This is a genomic window from Lacticaseibacillus jixianensis (assembly GCF_003946485.1).
In the GTDB taxonomy this organism is placed as follows: domain Bacteria; phylum Bacillota; class Bacilli; order Lactobacillales; family Lactobacillaceae; genus Lacticaseibacillus; species Lacticaseibacillus jixianensis.
In genome coordinates this window covers 105,848-120,771 of sequence record NZ_RHOJ01000002.1, presented here as the reverse complement: position 1 = coordinate 120,771, position 14,924 = coordinate 105,848, and the positions used below count along the sequence as shown (strand labels likewise).

Below are 14,924 nucleotides of genomic sequence, written 5' to 3'. Positions count from 1 at the left end.
GTATAGGAGGATTTTTTGGCATGAGTGAAAAGAATGAATCAAGCGAAAACACCGAAACGATGGCGGACGCGCTGAAGAGCGTTGAAACTGTTCACATCGGTGACACCGTAAAAGGTGAAGTATTAGCAGTCGAAGACAAGCAACTGGTTGTAGGGATCGAGGGCACCGGCGTTGAGGGTGTCGTTCCTCTTAAAGAGTTATCCACTCAGCCAATCGATGACATCAACTCGGTTGCCAAAGTCGGCGATAAGATCGACCTGGTCGTGATCTCCACGATCGGTAAGGACAAGGAAAACGGGCAGTACCTGCTTTCCAAGCGTCGCCTTGAAGCACAGAAGGTTTGGAAAGACATCCAAGCCAAGGCCGACGCCGGTGAGACCATCACCGCGCCAGTCACTTCCGTTGTTAAGGGCGGCCTGGTCGTTAACGCTGGCGTGCGTGGGTTCGTCCCAGCAAGCATGGTTTCCGACCACTTCGTTGAAGACCTGTCCCAGTACAAGGGTCAGGAACTGGAATTCAAAATCATCGAGATCGAGCCGAGCGAAAACCGCTTGATCCTTTCTCACCGTGCAATCGTTGAAGCCGGCAAGGCCGAAGCCCGCAAGGAGATTTTTGCGAAGATCCAGCCTGGCGACACGGTTGAAGGCAAGGTTGCCCGGCTCACCAACTTCGGTGCGTTCGTTGACCTTGGCGGTGTTGATGGTCTGGTCCACGTGTCCGAAATCAGTTTCGATCACGTTGACAAGCCAAGCGACGTCCTGAAGGTTGGGCAAGACATCAAGGTCAAGGTTTTGGCCGTTGATCCTGATCGCAACCGCATCAGCCTGTCCATCAAGGCAACGCTCCCGCAGCCATGGGACGACATTGAATCAAAGGCACCAGCCGGCTCTGTGCTGACTGGGACCGTCAAGCGTCTGACCAGCTTCGGTGCGTTTGTTGAGGTCTTCCCTGGTGTTGAAGGCTTGGTTCACATTTCCCAGATCTCGCATGAACACATTGCGACTCCTCAGGAAGTGCTGAGCGAAGGCCAAGAGATCCAGGTCAAGGTCCTTTCCGTTGACCCAGACCAGCACCGTCTGGCTTTGTCCATCAAGGCGCTGACTGAAGCCCCTGAAGGCGAGCACGAAGACCGGCCCCGCAGCAACAACGGCGGTAACAACAACCGCGGTGGTTCGCGTGGCGGCGACCGTGGTGGCCGGCGCGGCGGCCGCAGTGAGCACACTCAGATCCCGGCAGAATACCAGCAGGATGACTCTGGTTTCTCCATGAGCGAACTGCTCGGCGACGCGCTGAAGAACCTGAGCAACACGGACGACGACAACAAATAAGCATTTCAAGTGTCAGGCCGGGGCAGCGATGCCTCGGTTTTTTATTGCAAGGTGCAAAGCAAGGTGCGAAGGGGGCCGTGCACCTTGCTTAATCGGGCTTGACCTGGCAACGGCCGAGTGATTAGCTACGGCTGCGGCTTCACCTGCTGCGCAGGCAAAGCCACCGCCTAGGCTAATCATCGGCCTAAGATCGCCAGGTCTCGCACCTTGCCCGCATCCGCCCCAATATTTCTGCACCACCACTGCGTTCAACGAGCGGACCCCATTTCCTGAAGGGGCCCAGTGAGAAAGGGAAGATAAAATATGGTACTCCCCACATTAGCAATTGTTGGCCGGCCAAACGTCGGCAAGTCGACCATCTTTAACCGGATGATCGGCGAGCGCGTCTCAATCGTCGAGGACACCCCCGGGGTCACCCGGGATCGCATCTACGGCAAGGCCGAATGGCTCAACAAAGAGTTTGCCTTGATCGACACCGGCGGGATCGACATCGGCGACGAGCCGTTTTTGCAGCAGATCTCTGACCAGGCGGAAATCGCCATTGATGAGGCGGATGTGATCCTGTTTCTGACCAGTGTCGAAGCCGGGGTGACGGACGCTGACGAACGGGTCGCGCAGATCCTCTACAAGGCGGACAAGCCGGTCGTGCTGGCCGTCAACAAGGTCGATAACCCTGAGCGGCGCAACGACATTTACGATTTTTATAGCTTAGGGTTTGGGGAGCCGTATCCCATCTCAGGCAGTCACGGGATGGGGCTGGGCGACGTGCTTGACGCCGTCTTTGCCGCGTTCCCGGACGCGGGCAGCGACGTGGAGGACGACTCGATCAAGTTCTCCTTTATCGGCCGGCCCAACGTTGGCAAGTCCTCGCTGGTCAATGCGATCCTGGGTGAAGAGCGCGTGATTGTCAGCCCCATCGAGGGCACGACGCGTGACGCGATCGACACCAAGTTCGAGCATGATGGGCAGGAGTTCACCATGATCGACACAGCCGGGATCCGCAAGCGCGGCAAGGTCTACGAAAGCACGGAGAAGTACGCCGTGATGCGGGCGCTGCGAGCCATCGACCGCTCCGACGTGGTCCTGGTGGTGCTGGATGCCGAGTCTGGAATCCGCGAGCAGGATAAAAAGGTGGCCGGGTATGCGCACGAGGCCGGCCGGGGGATCATCATCGTCGTCAACAAGTGGGACACGCTGACGGAGAAGGATAACCACACGATGCAGGAATTTGAGCAGCACGTCCGCGACGAGTTCCAGTACCTGGACTACGCCCCCATCGTTTTCGTCTCAGCCAAGACGCACCAACGCCTGACGAACCTGCCCGGCATGATCCAGCTGGTTTCAGAAAACCAGAATCGCCGGATTCAGAGCGCTGTACTCAACGATGTCCTGCTGGACGCCCTGGCGGTGACGCCGACGCCGACGATCAACGGGAAGCGCCTGCGGATCTACTACATGACCCAAGTGGCCGTTAAACCGCCGACATTCGTGGTGTTTGTCAACGATCCGGACCTGCTTCACTTTTCTTATGAGCGTTTTCTCATTAATCAGCTGCGGAAAACGTTCGACTTTGACGGCACGCCGATCCATTTGATCGCAAGAAAGCGGAAATAGTGGGGTTCGAGCCGGTCGCCGTTTTTCATGCCTGATTTTTCATACGGGCGATGATTTATTGGCTGAGATGCCAAAAAACCTTGCTACGACGGGGTTTGTGTGTTATCTTGAAACTTGAAATAGTGATACCGGTTTATCATTGTTTCCTCATTCTTGGAAACCAAGTTTGGGTAAATTTGGGTGAATTACCCAAATCTATACGGAGGTGAATAGATCATGGCAAACAAAGCAGAATTGATCGAAAATGTTGCTACTTCAACCGGCTTGACAAAGAAGGATGCAACGGCAGCTGTAGATGCAGTATTTAGCTCTATCCAGGCTTCCCTGGCTAAAGGCGAGAAGGTTCAACTGATCGGCTTTGGTAACTTCGAAGTGCGCGAACGCGCTGCTCGTAAGGGCCGCAACCCGCAAACTGGCGCAGAGATCAAGATCCCTGCATCAAAAGTACCTGCATTCAAGCCTGGTAAGGCACTCAAGGACGCTGTTAAGTAGTCTCCTTGGAGCAATGATAGGTTTATCAAAACGGGTTCGGACACAATTGTTCGAGCCCGTTTTTTCAGGAGGTAGTCATGAGCTATTCTGAGCAGATGCTCGCAGCCCTTGAACAGGGGCACATGGAAGAGTCACGCAACCTCTTCCAATCCGTATTGAAACACGATGATGATGAGACAAAATTCAACCTTGCCGGGGAGCTGTACGCCCTCGGCTTCACGGGGCAGGCCAAGCGGCTCTACCAGGAGCTGATGGGCAAGTACCCGGACGAAGACGAGCTTAAGACCGCGCTGGCGGACATTGCCGTGGGCGACGGTGACACCGATGAGGCGCTGAACCTCCTGGCGAAGGTGCAGCCGGACTCGGATGCTTACCCGCAGGCGCTGCTTGCGGAGGCCGACGTGTATCAGACGCAGGGCCTGTACGAGGTCGCCGAGCAAAAGCTGCTGGAAGCGCAGCGCCTGGTGCCGGATGAGCCGGTGGTCACGTTTGCCCTCGGCGAGTTGTACTTCGCCTGGGGCCGCGACGATCAGGCCAGTCTCGCGTACGCACAGCTCATTAACAGCGGCGTCGACGAGTTGGCCCACGTCAACGTTAAAGCGCGTTACGCGGCCACCCTGGCGCATCTGGGGCAGTACGAGGACGCGGTGGCCGTCTACGAAGACGTCGGCCAGGCCGCCTTGGATCAGGCCAGCCAGCTGCAACTGGGCAGCCTGTATCGCCAGCTGGATCAGCCCCAGGACGCCATCACCACGCTGAGCGGCCTGATCGACGGCGATCCCACCTACGCGAACGCCTATCTGCCGCTGGCCTTAGCCCAGCAGCAGGCCGGCGACGATGCGGCGGCGCTGACCACCGTGCAAAAAGGCATCGCGCAGGACGCGACGAACGCCGAACTGTTTGCCCTCGGCGCCAGCCTGGCAATCAAGGAAGAGGCGTTTGACCTCGCCGAGACCTATCTGAAAAAGGCGCGGGCGATCGACCCGGAGAACCAGGCCGTCGCGCTGTCTTGGAGCAACCTGCTTCTGGCGCAGCACAAGGACGAGGAAAACGTGGCCTTCTTGGCGGCGCTGGACAAGTCCGACGAGGTCGACCCGCAGATCTACTGGAACCTCGCCAAGAGCTACGACCGCCTCGATGAGGTCGCCAAGGCCCGGGAGAACTACCTGCTGGCCTTCAACGCGCTGCAGGACTCGCCGGCCTTCCTGCGCGACATCATCGACTTCTTCCAGTCCACCGGTGCCACGGCCGAGCTGAAGGCGGCCTTGACGCGCTACCTAAAGCTGGCGCCGGACGACGCCGACATGCAGGACCGCCTGGACGAGCTGACGGCCGACAACGAGTAACCAAAAGAGGCTGAGTCACAAAGCGGTTTTAGCCCAAAACGCAAGCGTCCCAGCATCACGATTCGTACTTCGAATCGCGGTGCTGGGGCGTTTGCGTGTCTGGGCGTTGCTTTGTGGAACGCGACTAGGGGTAATTTGTCTTACTCACCTTCTGGTCGGACCGAGACTTGGCGGCGTCAGGGGGACGGTCAGGCCCCGTGGCCCAGGCGCAGGCGGAGTGACCGGTCAGCTGAAAAACAGCCGCTTGGGTTTGCGCTTGTAGGTGAAGCCTTCGCCCAGGGCCTCGTGCACGTCCAAAATGGTGATGAACGCCTGCGGGTCGATGTCGTTGATGATCCGTTTGACCGCGGCGATCTCGGTGGTGGCGACCACGGCGTAAACCACGCGCTTTTGGTCGCGGGCAAAGCCGCCTTCCGCCTTGAGGTAGGTGGCCCCGCGCTCCAGCTCGCTCATGATCTGGTTGGCGATGGGCTCGGCCGCATCGGAGACGACCAGGACCCCCTTGGCGGCGTACGCGCCTTCCAAGACGAAGTCGACGATGCGCGAGAACACGTAGCTGGCCAGCAGGGTGTACATCATCCGCTCCAGGTTCAGGTAGGACAGGCTGGCCAGCAGGACGACCACGTCAAAGCCCAGCAGCGAGCGGCCCATCGGGATCCCGGTTTGCTTTTCCAGGATGCGGGCGATCACGTCCGAGCCGCCGGTGGTGCCGCCGCGGCGGTAGATCAGCCCGCTGCCGATCCCGCCGAACAGCCCGGCCATGACCCCAGCGATGAACAGGTCGTGGTGGATGTCCAGGCTGACCGGCAGGCGCTGCCAGAGCCACAGGAACACCGACAGCATCACCGTGCCGTACACGGTGTAGGCCAAGGCGCGCTTGCCGAGGAACTTGTAGCCGACGATGATCAGCGGCACGTTCAGAATCAGGGTGGAGTAGGCGGGATCAATGTGCCACCAGAAACGGATCAGCAGCGTGATGCCGGTGATGCCGCCTTCCGCCAGGTGGTTGGCAATGTTGACGGTGACCAGGCCAAAGGCGTACAAGGCGCACCCCACCGTGATCAGGGCCAGGTCCATCACCATCCGCTGCGTTTTCTTTGCCATCTCGCGCCTCCTTATCGTCCTAGCTCTAATACTACCAGACCTTCGTCAGGGTGACCTAAGTTTGCTATTATAGAAAGGACAAAAAGGAGCGAGTACGTATGAAGATCGATTTGAGCCATCCGGATTTCCAAGCGGCGATCCCCATCATGAAAAAAATAGAGGAAGCCGGCTACGAGGCCTATTTTGTCGGCGGCAGCGTACGCGACGCCTTGCTGGGCCTGCCGATCCACGACGTCGACATCGCCAGCTCGGCCTACCCGCAGGAGATCAAGCAGATCTTCAAGCGGACCGTCGACACCGGTATTCAGCACGGCACCGTGATGGTCCTGCACCACGGGGTCGGCTACGAGGTGACCACCTTTCGCACCGAGTCCGGCTACCAGGACTTCCGGCGGCCGGATCACGTCACGTTTGTGCGCTCGTTGAAAGAGGACCTGCAGCGCCGCGATTTCACCGTCAACGCGCTGGCGGTCCGCCACGACGGGACGGTCATCGATCTGTTTGATGGGCTGGCCGACCTGCGGGCCAAGGTGCTGCGGGCGGTGGGGAATCCCCACGCCCGCTTTCACGAGGACGCGCTGCGGATGATGCGCGCGGTGCGCTTTCAAAGCCAGCTGGGGTTTGCCATTGAGGCGGCCACCGCGGCGGCCATCAAGGATAACGCGGCGCTGCTCGAAAAAATTTCCGTCGAGCGCACCGCGACCGAGTTCACCAAACTGCTTTTGGGCCGCGACCGGCAGGCGGGCCTGACCACGTTTCTGGATACCGGCCTGTACGCCCACGCGCCGCTGCTGGGCGGGCAGAAGGCCGCGCTGGCGCAGCTGGCCGGCCTGCACGCCCCGCAGTTTAAGGTGCCGGCGGTGGGGTGGACCCTGCTGGTGCACCTGACGGGGATCCGTGCGGACAAGCTGCTGCGGACCTGGAAGCAGGCCAACGACCTGATCCGTCTGACGGCCGCGGCCGCCAAACTCCTGGCGCTGCTGCCTACCGCCGATGACTGGGCGCTGTACCAGGCGGGCAACGCCGCGCTGGACGTCGCCTTGACGGCCCAGGCGGCGCTGGATCCGGCCTTTGACGGGGCCCGGGTGGCCCAGGCCTACGCGGCGCTGCCGATCCACGAAAAGAGCGAGATGGCGATCGACGGCAAAGCGCTGATGGCCAATGGGTTTCAGCCCGGGCCGCAGCTGGGGCAGACGCTGAACCGGCTGGAGCGCGCCGTGGTGTTCGGTGCCTTGCCGAATGACCAGCAGGCGCTGCTGGCGGCCGCCCAGCAATAATTCTGCAGGCAAGCGCGCAAGTGCCGCCTTTTTGGTTAAGGTGTGCAGCGTTCGCGCACTTAGCGGGATGGGCAGCCGCTACGCATGTCACCCTGTACGCCATCAATGGTTACAGGCTGATCAGAGCCAAAGGCATTGCCGCTGGTTTTTCGCGGCGAGGACTTTGGCGTAGCAGCCCACTCCCGCGTTGCGAACGCGAAACCCGATTACGGCTGCTTGGCCAGGCGGGGCAATTCTCTCTGTCCAGATTCCATGTTATGATGGTGGACAGAAGAAGCGAGGATGATTATGCAAACATTGACCGCAGAAGGCGTGCGCAAGGCGTACGGCGACAAGCAGCTATTTAATGGCTTGGATTTTTTGATCAACGAAGGGGACCGCATCGGCCTCATCGGCGTGAACGGCACCGGCAAAACGACCCTGCTCAACGGGCTGGCCGGCAGTGACCCGTTCGACGGGGGCCAGCTCACCACGCCGAAGAACTACCGCATCAGCTACCTGGCGCAAAAGCCGGCACTGGATCCAGACAAGCAGATCATGGACGCGATCTACGGCGGCACGTCGCCGGTCTTTGCGGCGATCCGCACCTACGAGCAGGCGCTTTCTGACTACACCAAGGCGCCCATGGATGAGGCCACGCAGGCAGCGTACACCAAGGCCGATGCCCGCATGACGCAACTGGATGCCTGGGACGCGGAGACCGACATCAAGACCATCCTGACACAACTGCACATTGATGACCTGACCCAGAAAATTGGCAGCCTGTCTGGTGGCCAGCAGAAGCGGGTGGGCCTGGCTCAGGTGCTGATCGAGGCGCCGGACCTATTGATGCTGGATGAGCCGACCAACCACCTGGATTTTGACTCCATCGAGTGGCTTGAAAGCTACCTGGCCAAGTACAAGGGGGCGCTGCTGGTCGTGACCCATGATCGCTACTTCCTGGATCACGTGACCAACGCGATCTGGGAGCTTGACCGCGGTCGGCTCAACCGCTACGCCGGCAATTACGAGGCTTACGTTGAGCAGAAGGCGGAAGCCGACGAGCGCGATGCGGCCAGCTCGCACAAGCAGCAGCAGCTCTACAAGCAGGAGCTGGATTGGATGCACGCCGGCGCGCAGGCGCGCTCGACCAAGCAGCAGGCCCGCATTAACCGCTTCGTTGAGCTGAAGGACAACATGAACAGCCAGCCGGCGCAAACCGGCAGCGTTGAGATGAAAGTCGCCTCGACGCGGCTGGGCAAAAAGGTGATCGAATTCAGCCACGCCGGCCTCACGCTGGGGCCCCACCGCATCCTCAAGGACTTCTCCTGGCTGGTTCAGCCCGGCCAGCGCATCGGTATCTCCGGGGTCAACGGGGCGGGTAAGTCCACGCTGCTCAACGTGATCGCCGGCAAGGTCAAGCTGGACCAGGGCACGTGCGAGCTGGGCGAAACCGTGAAGCTGGGCTACTACACCCAGCTGGCGGTGGACCTGGACCCGACCAAGCGCGTGATCGCCTACCTGCAAGAGGCGGGCGAGGAGCTGGTCACGAACGCCGGCGAGCGCATTTCGGTCACCCAGCTGCTGGAGCAGTTCCTGTTTCCCCGCAGCATGCACGGCGAGCTGATCGCGCGGCTGTCCGGCGGGGAAAAGCGCCGGCTCTACCTGCTGCGCATCCTGATGAGCCAGCCCAACGTGCTGCTGCTCGACGAGCCGACCAACGACCTGGATGTGGCGACGCTCACGGTGCTGGAAGACTACCTGCACCAGTTCCCCGGCACCATCATCACGGTGTCCCATGACCGCTATTTCCTTGACAAGGTCGCCGACCATCTGCTGTTTTTTGAAGGCAACGGCGTGATCGACCGCCACGTCGGGTTGTTCACCGATTACCTGAAGAAGGAGCGCCAGGAGGAAAGCACCGCCAGCGCGAAGGTCAAGCCGGTGGCGGCGGCCAAGTCCGCACCGGCGCAGCCCGCCGCGCCGAAAACCAAGCTGACGTACGCGGAGCAGATCGAGCACGACCAGCTGCAAACGCAGATGGATGCGCTGGACGACGAGATCGCCGCGCTCAAGCAGGAGATGGGCACCATTGCCGGCGAGGATTACGTCAAGCTCGGCGACCTGCAGCAGCAGATCGACACCAAGAATGCGCAACTGGACGCGATGTTCGACCGCTTCGCCGCACTGGACGAGTACGCTGCAGATTAGGCGCTGATTGAAGGAGGAACCGCAATGACGGCAACCGAACAACCATACTTAGACCTGCTCCGGCGGGTGCTGACCGAAGGCGATTTTAAGGGCGACCGCACCGGCACGGGGACGTACTCGCTTTTCGGCGCGCAGCTGCGCTTTGACCTCAGCCAGGGTTTTCCCTTGCTGACGACCAAAAAGGTGCCGTTCGGGCTGATCAAAAGCGAGCTGCTGTGGTTCTTGCACGGTGACACCAACATTCGCTTTCTGCTTGCGCACCACAATCACATCTGGGACGAGTGGGCCTTTGCTCGCTGGGTCGCGTCTGCCGACTACCGCGGCCCGGACATGACCGACTTTGGGCAGCGCCGGCTCACCGATCCCGCCTTCGCCAAGACTTATCACGCGCAAATGCAGGCGTTCGATGATAGAATTCTGACAGACGAAGCCTTTGCCAAGCAGTACGGCACCCTGGGCAACGTCTACGGTAAGCAGTGGCGGGCGTGGCGCACCAGCCGCGGTGACACCATCGACCAGCTGGGCAGCGTCATTGAGGCGATCAAAACAACGCCGGATTCGCGGCGTTTGATCGTGTCGGCCTGGAACCCGGAGGACGTGCCGAGCATGGCGCTGCCGCCTTGCCACACCCTGTTTCAGTTTTACGTGAACGAAGGCAAGCTGTCACTGCAGCTGTATCAGCGCAGCGGGGACATGTTTCTCGGCGTGCCGTTCAATATTGCGAGCTACGCGCTGCTGCTGCACATTGTGGCGCAGGAGACGGGGCTTCAGGTGGGCGACTTCATCCACACGTTTGGGGATGCGCACATCTACACCAACCACGTGGCGCAGGTGAAAGAGCAGCTTGCCCGGACCCCCAAGGACAGCCCGCGCCTGGTGTTGACGCCGGGCAAGACCATCGACACGTTGACCATGGCAGACATCAAGGTGGAGGATTACGATCCCGCGCCGGCCATAAAGGCCCCGGTCGCCGTCTGACCACCACAGGAGGTACGTGATGATCGCATTTGTATGGGCACAGGACCAAGCCGGCACGATCGGGAAAGCCGGGCGGCTGCCGTGGCACCTTCCGGATGACCTCAAAATGTTCAAGCACCTGACGCTCGGCCAGCTGGTGGCAATGGGCCGGACCACTTACGAGGGGCTGCCGAACAAGCCGCTCCCCGGCCGGGTGAACCTAGTGTTGACGCACCAGCCAGACTACCAGGCGCCAGGCGCAGTGGTCGTGCACGACCGCGCCAGCCTGCTCGCCTACGCCAAGGCGCACCCGCAGCAGGACCTCATGATCGTCGGTGGCGCGCAGATCTTCAGCGCCTTTGCCGACGTGGTGGAACGCCTTTACGTGACCAAGCTGGCCGGGACGTTTGACGGCGACGTGAAAATGCCGGCGCTGCCGTGGCAGGCGTTTACCCAGGTCGAAAGCCGTGAAGTCGTCGACGCCGATCCCGCCAAGACCCATGTGTTTGAAACTTGGGACCGCAACTAGCACCACATAAAAAGTTGGCCGCGGAGGAAAAATCCCGCGGCCAACTTTTTAGTTGATCCATTTGTTCTTCGTTAAACGAATAGGTAAATCGAGGCGTACATGCAGGCCGACCCGATCATGACGAACACGTGCCAGACGACGTGGATGTACGGGATCTTTTTTTGCGAGTACAGCAGGGCGCCAAAGGTGTAAGCAACGCCGCCGCCCACCAGCAGCCAAAAGCCGATCAGGCCGAGGTGCGTCCACAGCGGCTTCATGCCGATGAGGATCATCCAGCCAAGGATGACGTAAATCGCCGTCTCGGCGTGCTTGAAGCGGCCCAGGAAGAACAGCTTGTAGACGATGCCGGCCGCGCACAACAGCCAGATCACCGCGAGCAGCCACCACCCGAGCACCCCGCCGATGCCAACCAGGCAGTAGGGCAAATACGAGCCCGCGATCAGGATGTACACGCTCGAATGGTCGATCACTTGCAGGACGTGGCGCGCCTTGGTGAAGTAGAACCCGTGAAACAGCGTCGAGCCGAGGTAGAGAATGATCAGCGAGATGCCGAAACCCAGGAAGGTGACCAGCCGCAGCGGGGTCGAGGCCTTGAACGCGAGCGCGACGGTGCCGACGACGGCCAGCCCGAGCGCAAAGGCGTGGGTGACGGCGCTCAGCATTTGATCATTAAACTTATAATTAGCCGACTTGAATGGTTTATTCAGCTGCATGTGAGAACCTCCTGGGTGATTTACTCTTATTTTAGCATGTTGAAGCTGTGTAAACAACGTTATCTAGTTTTAAAAACCGCATCATCCAATACTGACAAACCCCCACTGATTTTGGTATACTGAACGCAGTGCAAGACTACGAATAGAAAGCGTGGCTTAAATGGCAAACATCAAACTGGTGACGGATTCCTCAATTCAGCTGACTCAAGAAGAAATCGCCGAGTACGGGATTCATGTGATCCCACTCTCGATCATGATCGATTCGACCGTTTACGTGGATGGCGAGACGATCACGCGGGCCGAGTTCATGGATAAAATGGCCGCGGCGCAGGCGCTGCCCAAGACCTCACAGCCGGCGATCGGCACGTTCCTTGACGTGTTCAACGAGCTGACCGCGGACGGCAGCGAGGTGCTCGCCGTGCACATGCTGGAGGCCATCTCCGGCACGGTCAATTCCGCGCGCCAGGCCGCCGAGCTGTGCAAGGGCCAGGTCACGGTGATCGACTCTCAGTTCACCGACCGCGCCTTGGCGTTCCAGGTGCTGGAGGCCGCCAAGTGCATTCAGGCGGGCAAGCCGATGGCCGAGGTCATTAAGCGCATGGAACAAGTGCGCGATCACACCAAACTGGTCATGGGGGTGTCCACGCTGGATAACCTGGTCAAGGGCGGCCGCATCAGCCGCGTGTCGGGGATGCTGTCGTCGCTGCTCAACATCAAGGTGATCCTTGAGGTGACGGGCGGCGAGCTCAAGGCGCTGCAAAAAGGGCGCGGCATGAAGACGCTGGTGAACTTTGCCGACAAGACCGTGGCGAAGATGGCGGCCCTGGGCAACGTGAAGGGCGTGGGCGTGTCCTACGCCGGCGGCAAGGCGTTTGCCGAATCGATCGGTGAGAAGGTCAGGGCGGCGCTGCCCGACACGGCGCTGCTGGTGCAGCCGACCGATCCGGTGATCGCCACGCACACCGGCGACGGGGCCTTTGCAATCACGTACTACGTCGACTAAAATAGACTCATTCGGGCCGGAGACTCCGGCCCTTTTTTTGAACAGGCTGGAACGCGACTAGGGCATTTTGTCCTGGTCTCAAGCATTCGTTCACTAAGACTAGATAAGGGGACGCCATGAAAAAGTTCTTATATGCAGTGCTGACGGTCCTCGCGGCGGCGGCCGCGACCTTCATGGTCTGGCGGCTTGCCGGGCCCGAGGCGCAGCCGATCAAGCTCAAAGGGCAGGTGCAGACGGTGCGGCACCTGCAGCTCACGGCCGTCGGGGATTCGCTGACCCACGGGGTCGGCGATGAAACGGACAACGGCGGGTACGTGGGCCTGATCCAGGGCGACCTGGAGCAGTCCGGCGTCTACCAGGTCACGGCGGCCAACTACGGGGTGTCAGGCGACACCAGCACGCAGATCCTGAAGCGCGTCAACCAGCAGCAGAAGCTCCAGGCGGCCGTGAAGCGGGCCAACATTGTGACCGTCACGGTCGGCGGCAACGACCTGATGCACGTGCTGCAAAAGCACCTGCTGACGCTGTCGGCCAAGGACGTGGCGGCCGGGGCCAAGGCCTACCGCCGGCACCTGACCAGCCTGCTGACGGCGCTGCGCAAGCTCAATCCCGAGGCCCCGATCTACGTGTTTGGCATCTACAATCCGTTCTACGTCTATTTTCCCAAGCTGACGGCGATGACCACCAGCGTGAAGACCTGGAACGAGACGACTAAGGCCACGCTGAGCCAGTTCAACCGCGTCAGCTTCGTTGACATCGACTCGGTGCTCACGAAGGGCACTGGGGTCCAGGGCACCACGTCAGCCGACAAGGCCAAGCTGAAGGATGCCATGGCAGACAGCAGCAAGAATCCGCTGATCTTCGAGACGGATCACTTCCACCCGAATAACGCGGGGTATGCGCTGATGACCTCGCAGCTGTGGAAGAAAATGCAAGCGACTCAGAAATGGTGGGGAAGATAATGAAGAACAAAGCAACACGCACCAAACTGCATCAGGCGGGCCAGCGCCACTTCAACGGCTGGCGCCTGACCGCCCTCATCCTGATCGGCCTGATCCTCGGCACTGGCGCCTGGCTGGCAACCAGCGTGCTGACGCCGGTCCAGCAGCCGGCCTCGACCGCCCAGCCGCAGACGACCGATCCGGCGATGACGGTTTCGTTGACCAAGCGCCAGGCCAATGAGATCGTGACCTACTACTTGAACGATCTGCAAAAGGGCAGCCCGGTCAAGTACTCGCTGACGCTGGCCGACCAGGCGGTGCTCGGCGGCACCTTCAAGTTCTTCGGCCAACCGGTCAAGTTCCAGCTGTTGTTTGACCCGCTGGTTTTGCCCAACGGCAACGTGGAGCTGAAGGCCCGCCAGCTGAACGTCGGCAGTCTGCCGGTGCCGGTGTCCGCGGTGATGAGCTACGCGCACGGCAACTTCAAGCTGCCGACTTGGGTCAGGATGGATAGCAAGAAGAAAACCGTTGTGCTAGACTTGAACAAATTCAAGATGGCAAGCGGGATGAAGATCAAAGCGACCAAGATCGACCTGCCGAACTCCGAGATCAACTTCTCGGTCTTCTTGCCGAAAAAATAGTGGTGGGGCAGGGCCTTACCAAAGGGGGACATTAAAATGAGCGAAACCGCAATTTTTGCTGGCGGGTGTTTCTGGTGCATGGTGAAGCCGTTTGAAGAGCAGCCGGGCATCCTGAAGGTGGTGTCGGGCTACACCGGCGGCCACGTGGCCAACCCGACCTATCAGCAGGTCAAGGCGCACGAAACGGGCCACACCGAGGCGGTCAAGATCACCTTCGACCCCAGCATCATCTCGTATGAGCAGCTGCTGACCGTCTACTGGCAGCAGACCGATCCGACCGACGCGATGGGCCAGTTCCAGGACCGCGGCGACAACTACCGGCCGGTGATCTACGTGGCCAGCGCTGCCCAGCGCCAAGCTGCCGAGGCCTCAAAAAAGGCCCTGGCGGCCAGCGGGCGGTTTGACCGGCCGATCGTCACGACCATCGAGGACGCCAAGCCTTTTTACGAGGCGGAGCCGGAGCATCAGCAGTTCTACGCCCACAACCCGCGCCGCTACGCCGAAGAGCACCAGCAGCGCCAGGCCTTCATTGACAAGAACTGGGGGGAGCAGTAATGCGCCAGTCGTTTTATCAGTTTCTCATGACGCTGCGCAATCCCAATGATCACGGCGAGATCGCGAACTTCGCGCAAAACGCCTTCTTAGATCAGGCCTTTCCCAAGCAGGAGACGGACTTTGAGCAGCTGTCAAACTACCTTGAACTGAACGCGGGCTACCTGCCCAGCATGAGTGTCTTCGATGAGGCCTACAATTTGTACCTCACCCACGAACACGTCGGAAGGAATTAGC

At 60.2% G+C, this 14,924-nt stretch carries 15 protein-coding genes; 13 read left to right on the top strand and 2 right to left on the bottom strand.

Annotated elements, in window-relative coordinates:
• The first annotated feature begins 20 nt into the window (after positions 1-20).
• From rpsA to EKM85_RS01600, 4 genes are all read left to right on the top strand, one after another.
• A complete protein-coding gene (gene rpsA / locus EKM85_RS01615) occupies positions 21-1,328 on the top strand; it encodes a 30S ribosomal protein S1 (RefSeq protein ID WP_125584529.1) in 1,308 nt (435 codons plus the stop codon).
• A 303-nt stretch (positions 1,329-1,631) separates the two neighbouring features.
• Positions 1,632-2,942: a ribosome biogenesis GTPase Der gene (gene der / locus EKM85_RS01610; RefSeq protein WP_125584528.1), complete on the top strand. Its 1,311-nt coding sequence runs from the start codon at positions 1,632-1,634 to the stop codon at positions 2,940-2,942.
• Positions 2,943-3,158: 216 nt separating this feature from the next.
• Positions 3,159-3,434 carry an HU family DNA-binding protein gene (locus EKM85_RS01605; RefSeq protein ID WP_125584527.1) on the top strand — a complete coding sequence of 92 codons (276 nt, stop codon included), beginning with the start codon at positions 3,159-3,161 and terminating at the stop codon, positions 3,432-3,434.
• A gap of 77 nt (positions 3,435-3,511) precedes the next feature.
• Positions 3,512-4,780 carry a tetratricopeptide repeat protein gene (locus tag EKM85_RS01600; protein WP_125584526.1) on the top strand — a complete coding sequence of 423 codons (1,269 nt, stop codon included), beginning with the start codon at positions 3,512-3,514 and terminating at the stop codon, positions 4,778-4,780.
• 225 nt (positions 4,781-5,005) lie between these two features.
• Here EKM85_RS01600 and EKM85_RS01595 read toward each other — a convergent pair whose 3' ends face one another.
• The gene (locus EKM85_RS01595) at positions 5,006-5,884 is read right to left on the bottom strand and encodes a YitT family protein (protein WP_125584525.1); all 879 of its coding nucleotides are present in this window, start codon (positions 5,882-5,884) and stop codon (positions 5,006-5,008) included.
• A 98-nt stretch (positions 5,885-5,982) separates the two neighbouring features.
• On the opposite strand from EKM85_RS01595, the gene EKM85_RS01590 reads away from it, so the two are divergent.
• The 4 genes from EKM85_RS01590 (at position 5,983) to EKM85_RS01575 (ending at position 10,837) form a co-directional block, all read left to right on the top strand.
• Positions 5,983-7,161 carry a CCA tRNA nucleotidyltransferase gene (locus EKM85_RS01590; protein WP_125584524.1) on the top strand — a complete coding sequence of 393 codons (1,179 nt, stop codon included), beginning with the start codon at positions 5,983-5,985 and terminating at the stop codon, positions 7,159-7,161.
• Between the two features lie 288 nt (positions 7,162-7,449).
• Positions 7,450-9,351 (top strand): ABC-F family ATP-binding cassette domain-containing protein, encoded by a 1,902-nt coding sequence (locus EKM85_RS01585; protein ID WP_125584523.1) that lies wholly within the window; start codon positions 7,450-7,452, stop codon positions 9,349-9,351.
• A 24-nt stretch (positions 9,352-9,375) separates the two neighbouring features.
• Positions 9,376-10,329 (top strand): thymidylate synthase, encoded by a 954-nt coding sequence (locus tag EKM85_RS01580; protein WP_125584522.1) that lies wholly within the window; start codon positions 9,376-9,378, stop codon positions 10,327-10,329.
• A gap of 19 nt (positions 10,330-10,348) precedes the next feature.
• The gene (locus EKM85_RS01575) at positions 10,349-10,837 is read left to right on the top strand and encodes a dihydrofolate reductase (RefSeq protein ID WP_125584521.1); all 489 of its coding nucleotides are present in this window, start codon (positions 10,349-10,351) and stop codon (positions 10,835-10,837) included.
• A 71-nt stretch (positions 10,838-10,908) separates the two neighbouring features.
• Here the strand turns inward: EKM85_RS01575 and trhA are convergent, their stop codons facing one another.
• Positions 10,909-11,550, bottom strand: coding sequence for a PAQR family membrane homeostasis protein TrhA (trhA, locus tag EKM85_RS01570; RefSeq protein ID WP_125584520.1), 642 nt, complete (start codon positions 11,548-11,550; stop codon positions 10,909-10,911).
• A 160-nt stretch (positions 11,551-11,710) separates the two neighbouring features.
• Between trhA and EKM85_RS01565 the strand changes: the two genes are divergently transcribed.
• From EKM85_RS01565 to EKM85_RS01545, 5 genes are all read left to right on the top strand, one after another.
• Positions 11,711-12,553: a DegV family protein gene (locus EKM85_RS01565; protein ID WP_125584519.1), complete on the top strand. Its 843-nt coding sequence runs from the start codon at positions 11,711-11,713 to the stop codon at positions 12,551-12,553.
• A 116-nt stretch (positions 12,554-12,669) separates the two neighbouring features.
• Complete coding sequence (locus EKM85_RS01560; RefSeq protein ID WP_125584518.1) at positions 12,670-13,515, top strand: SGNH/GDSL hydrolase family protein; 846 nt, start codon at positions 12,670-12,672, stop codon at positions 13,513-13,515.
• Complete coding sequence (locus EKM85_RS01555; RefSeq protein WP_164510631.1) at positions 13,515-14,135, top strand: YpmS family protein; 621 nt, start codon at positions 13,515-13,517, stop codon at positions 14,133-14,135. The genes EKM85_RS01560 and EKM85_RS01555 overlap by 1 nt, the downstream gene beginning before the upstream one ends.
• A gap of 36 nt (positions 14,136-14,171) precedes the next feature.
• Positions 14,172-14,690 (top strand): peptide-methionine (S)-S-oxide reductase MsrA, encoded by a 519-nt coding sequence (msrA, locus tag EKM85_RS01550; RefSeq protein WP_125584516.1) that lies wholly within the window; start codon positions 14,172-14,174, stop codon positions 14,688-14,690.
• Positions 14,690-14,923 carry a YozE family protein gene (locus EKM85_RS01545; protein WP_125584515.1) on the top strand — a complete coding sequence of 78 codons (234 nt, stop codon included), beginning with the start codon at positions 14,690-14,692 and terminating at the stop codon, positions 14,921-14,923. Before msrA ends, EKM85_RS01545 begins: the two co-directional genes overlap by 1 nt.
• Position 14,924: the final 1 nt, after the last annotated feature.

Excerpts from the sequence above, each read along its gene's own strand:
- EKM85_RS01555 (WP_164510631.1), top strand. The coding sequence starts at position 13,515 with ATGAAGAACAAAGCAACACGCACCAAACTGCATCAGGCGGGCCAGCGC.
- EKM85_RS01545 (WP_125584515.1), top strand. The coding sequence starts at position 14,690 with ATGCGCCAGTCGTTTTATCAGTTTCTCATGACGCTGCGCAATCCCAAT.
- EKM85_RS01580 (WP_125584522.1), top strand. The coding sequence starts at position 9,376 with ATGACGGCAACCGAACAACCATACTTAGACCTGCTCCGGCGGGTGCTG.
- EKM85_RS01595 (WP_125584525.1), bottom strand. The coding sequence starts at position 5,884 with ATGGCAAAGAAAACGCAGCGGATGGTGATGGACCTGGCCCTGATCACG.
- EKM85_RS01575 (WP_125584521.1), top strand. The coding sequence starts at position 10,349 with ATGATCGCATTTGTATGGGCACAGGACCAAGCCGGCACGATCGGGAAA.
- EKM85_RS01565 (WP_125584519.1), top strand. The coding sequence starts at position 11,711 with ATGGCAAACATCAAACTGGTGACGGATTCCTCAATTCAGCTGACTCAA.
- rpsA (WP_125584529.1), top strand. The coding sequence starts at position 21 with ATGAGTGAAAAGAATGAATCAAGCGAAAACACCGAAACGATGGCGGAC.
- EKM85_RS01585 (WP_125584523.1), top strand. The coding sequence starts at position 7,450 with ATGCAAACATTGACCGCAGAAGGCGTGCGCAAGGCGTACGGCGACAAG.
- msrA (WP_125584516.1), top strand. The coding sequence starts at position 14,172 with ATGAGCGAAACCGCAATTTTTGCTGGCGGGTGTTTCTGGTGCATGGTG.
- EKM85_RS01590 (WP_125584524.1), top strand. The coding sequence starts at position 5,983 with ATGAAGATCGATTTGAGCCATCCGGATTTCCAAGCGGCGATCCCCATC.
- EKM85_RS01605 (WP_125584527.1), top strand. The coding sequence starts at position 3,159 with ATGGCAAACAAAGCAGAATTGATCGAAAATGTTGCTACTTCAACCGGC.
- EKM85_RS01600 (WP_125584526.1), top strand. The coding sequence starts at position 3,512 with ATGAGCTATTCTGAGCAGATGCTCGCAGCCCTTGAACAGGGGCACATG.
- der (WP_125584528.1), top strand. The coding sequence starts at position 1,632 with ATGGTACTCCCCACATTAGCAATTGTTGGCCGGCCAAACGTCGGCAAG.
- EKM85_RS01560 (WP_125584518.1), top strand. The coding sequence starts at position 12,670 with ATGAAAAAGTTCTTATATGCAGTGCTGACGGTCCTCGCGGCGGCGGCC.
- trhA (WP_125584520.1), bottom strand. The coding sequence starts at position 11,550 with ATGCAGCTGAATAAACCATTCAAGTCGGCTAATTATAAGTTTAATGAT.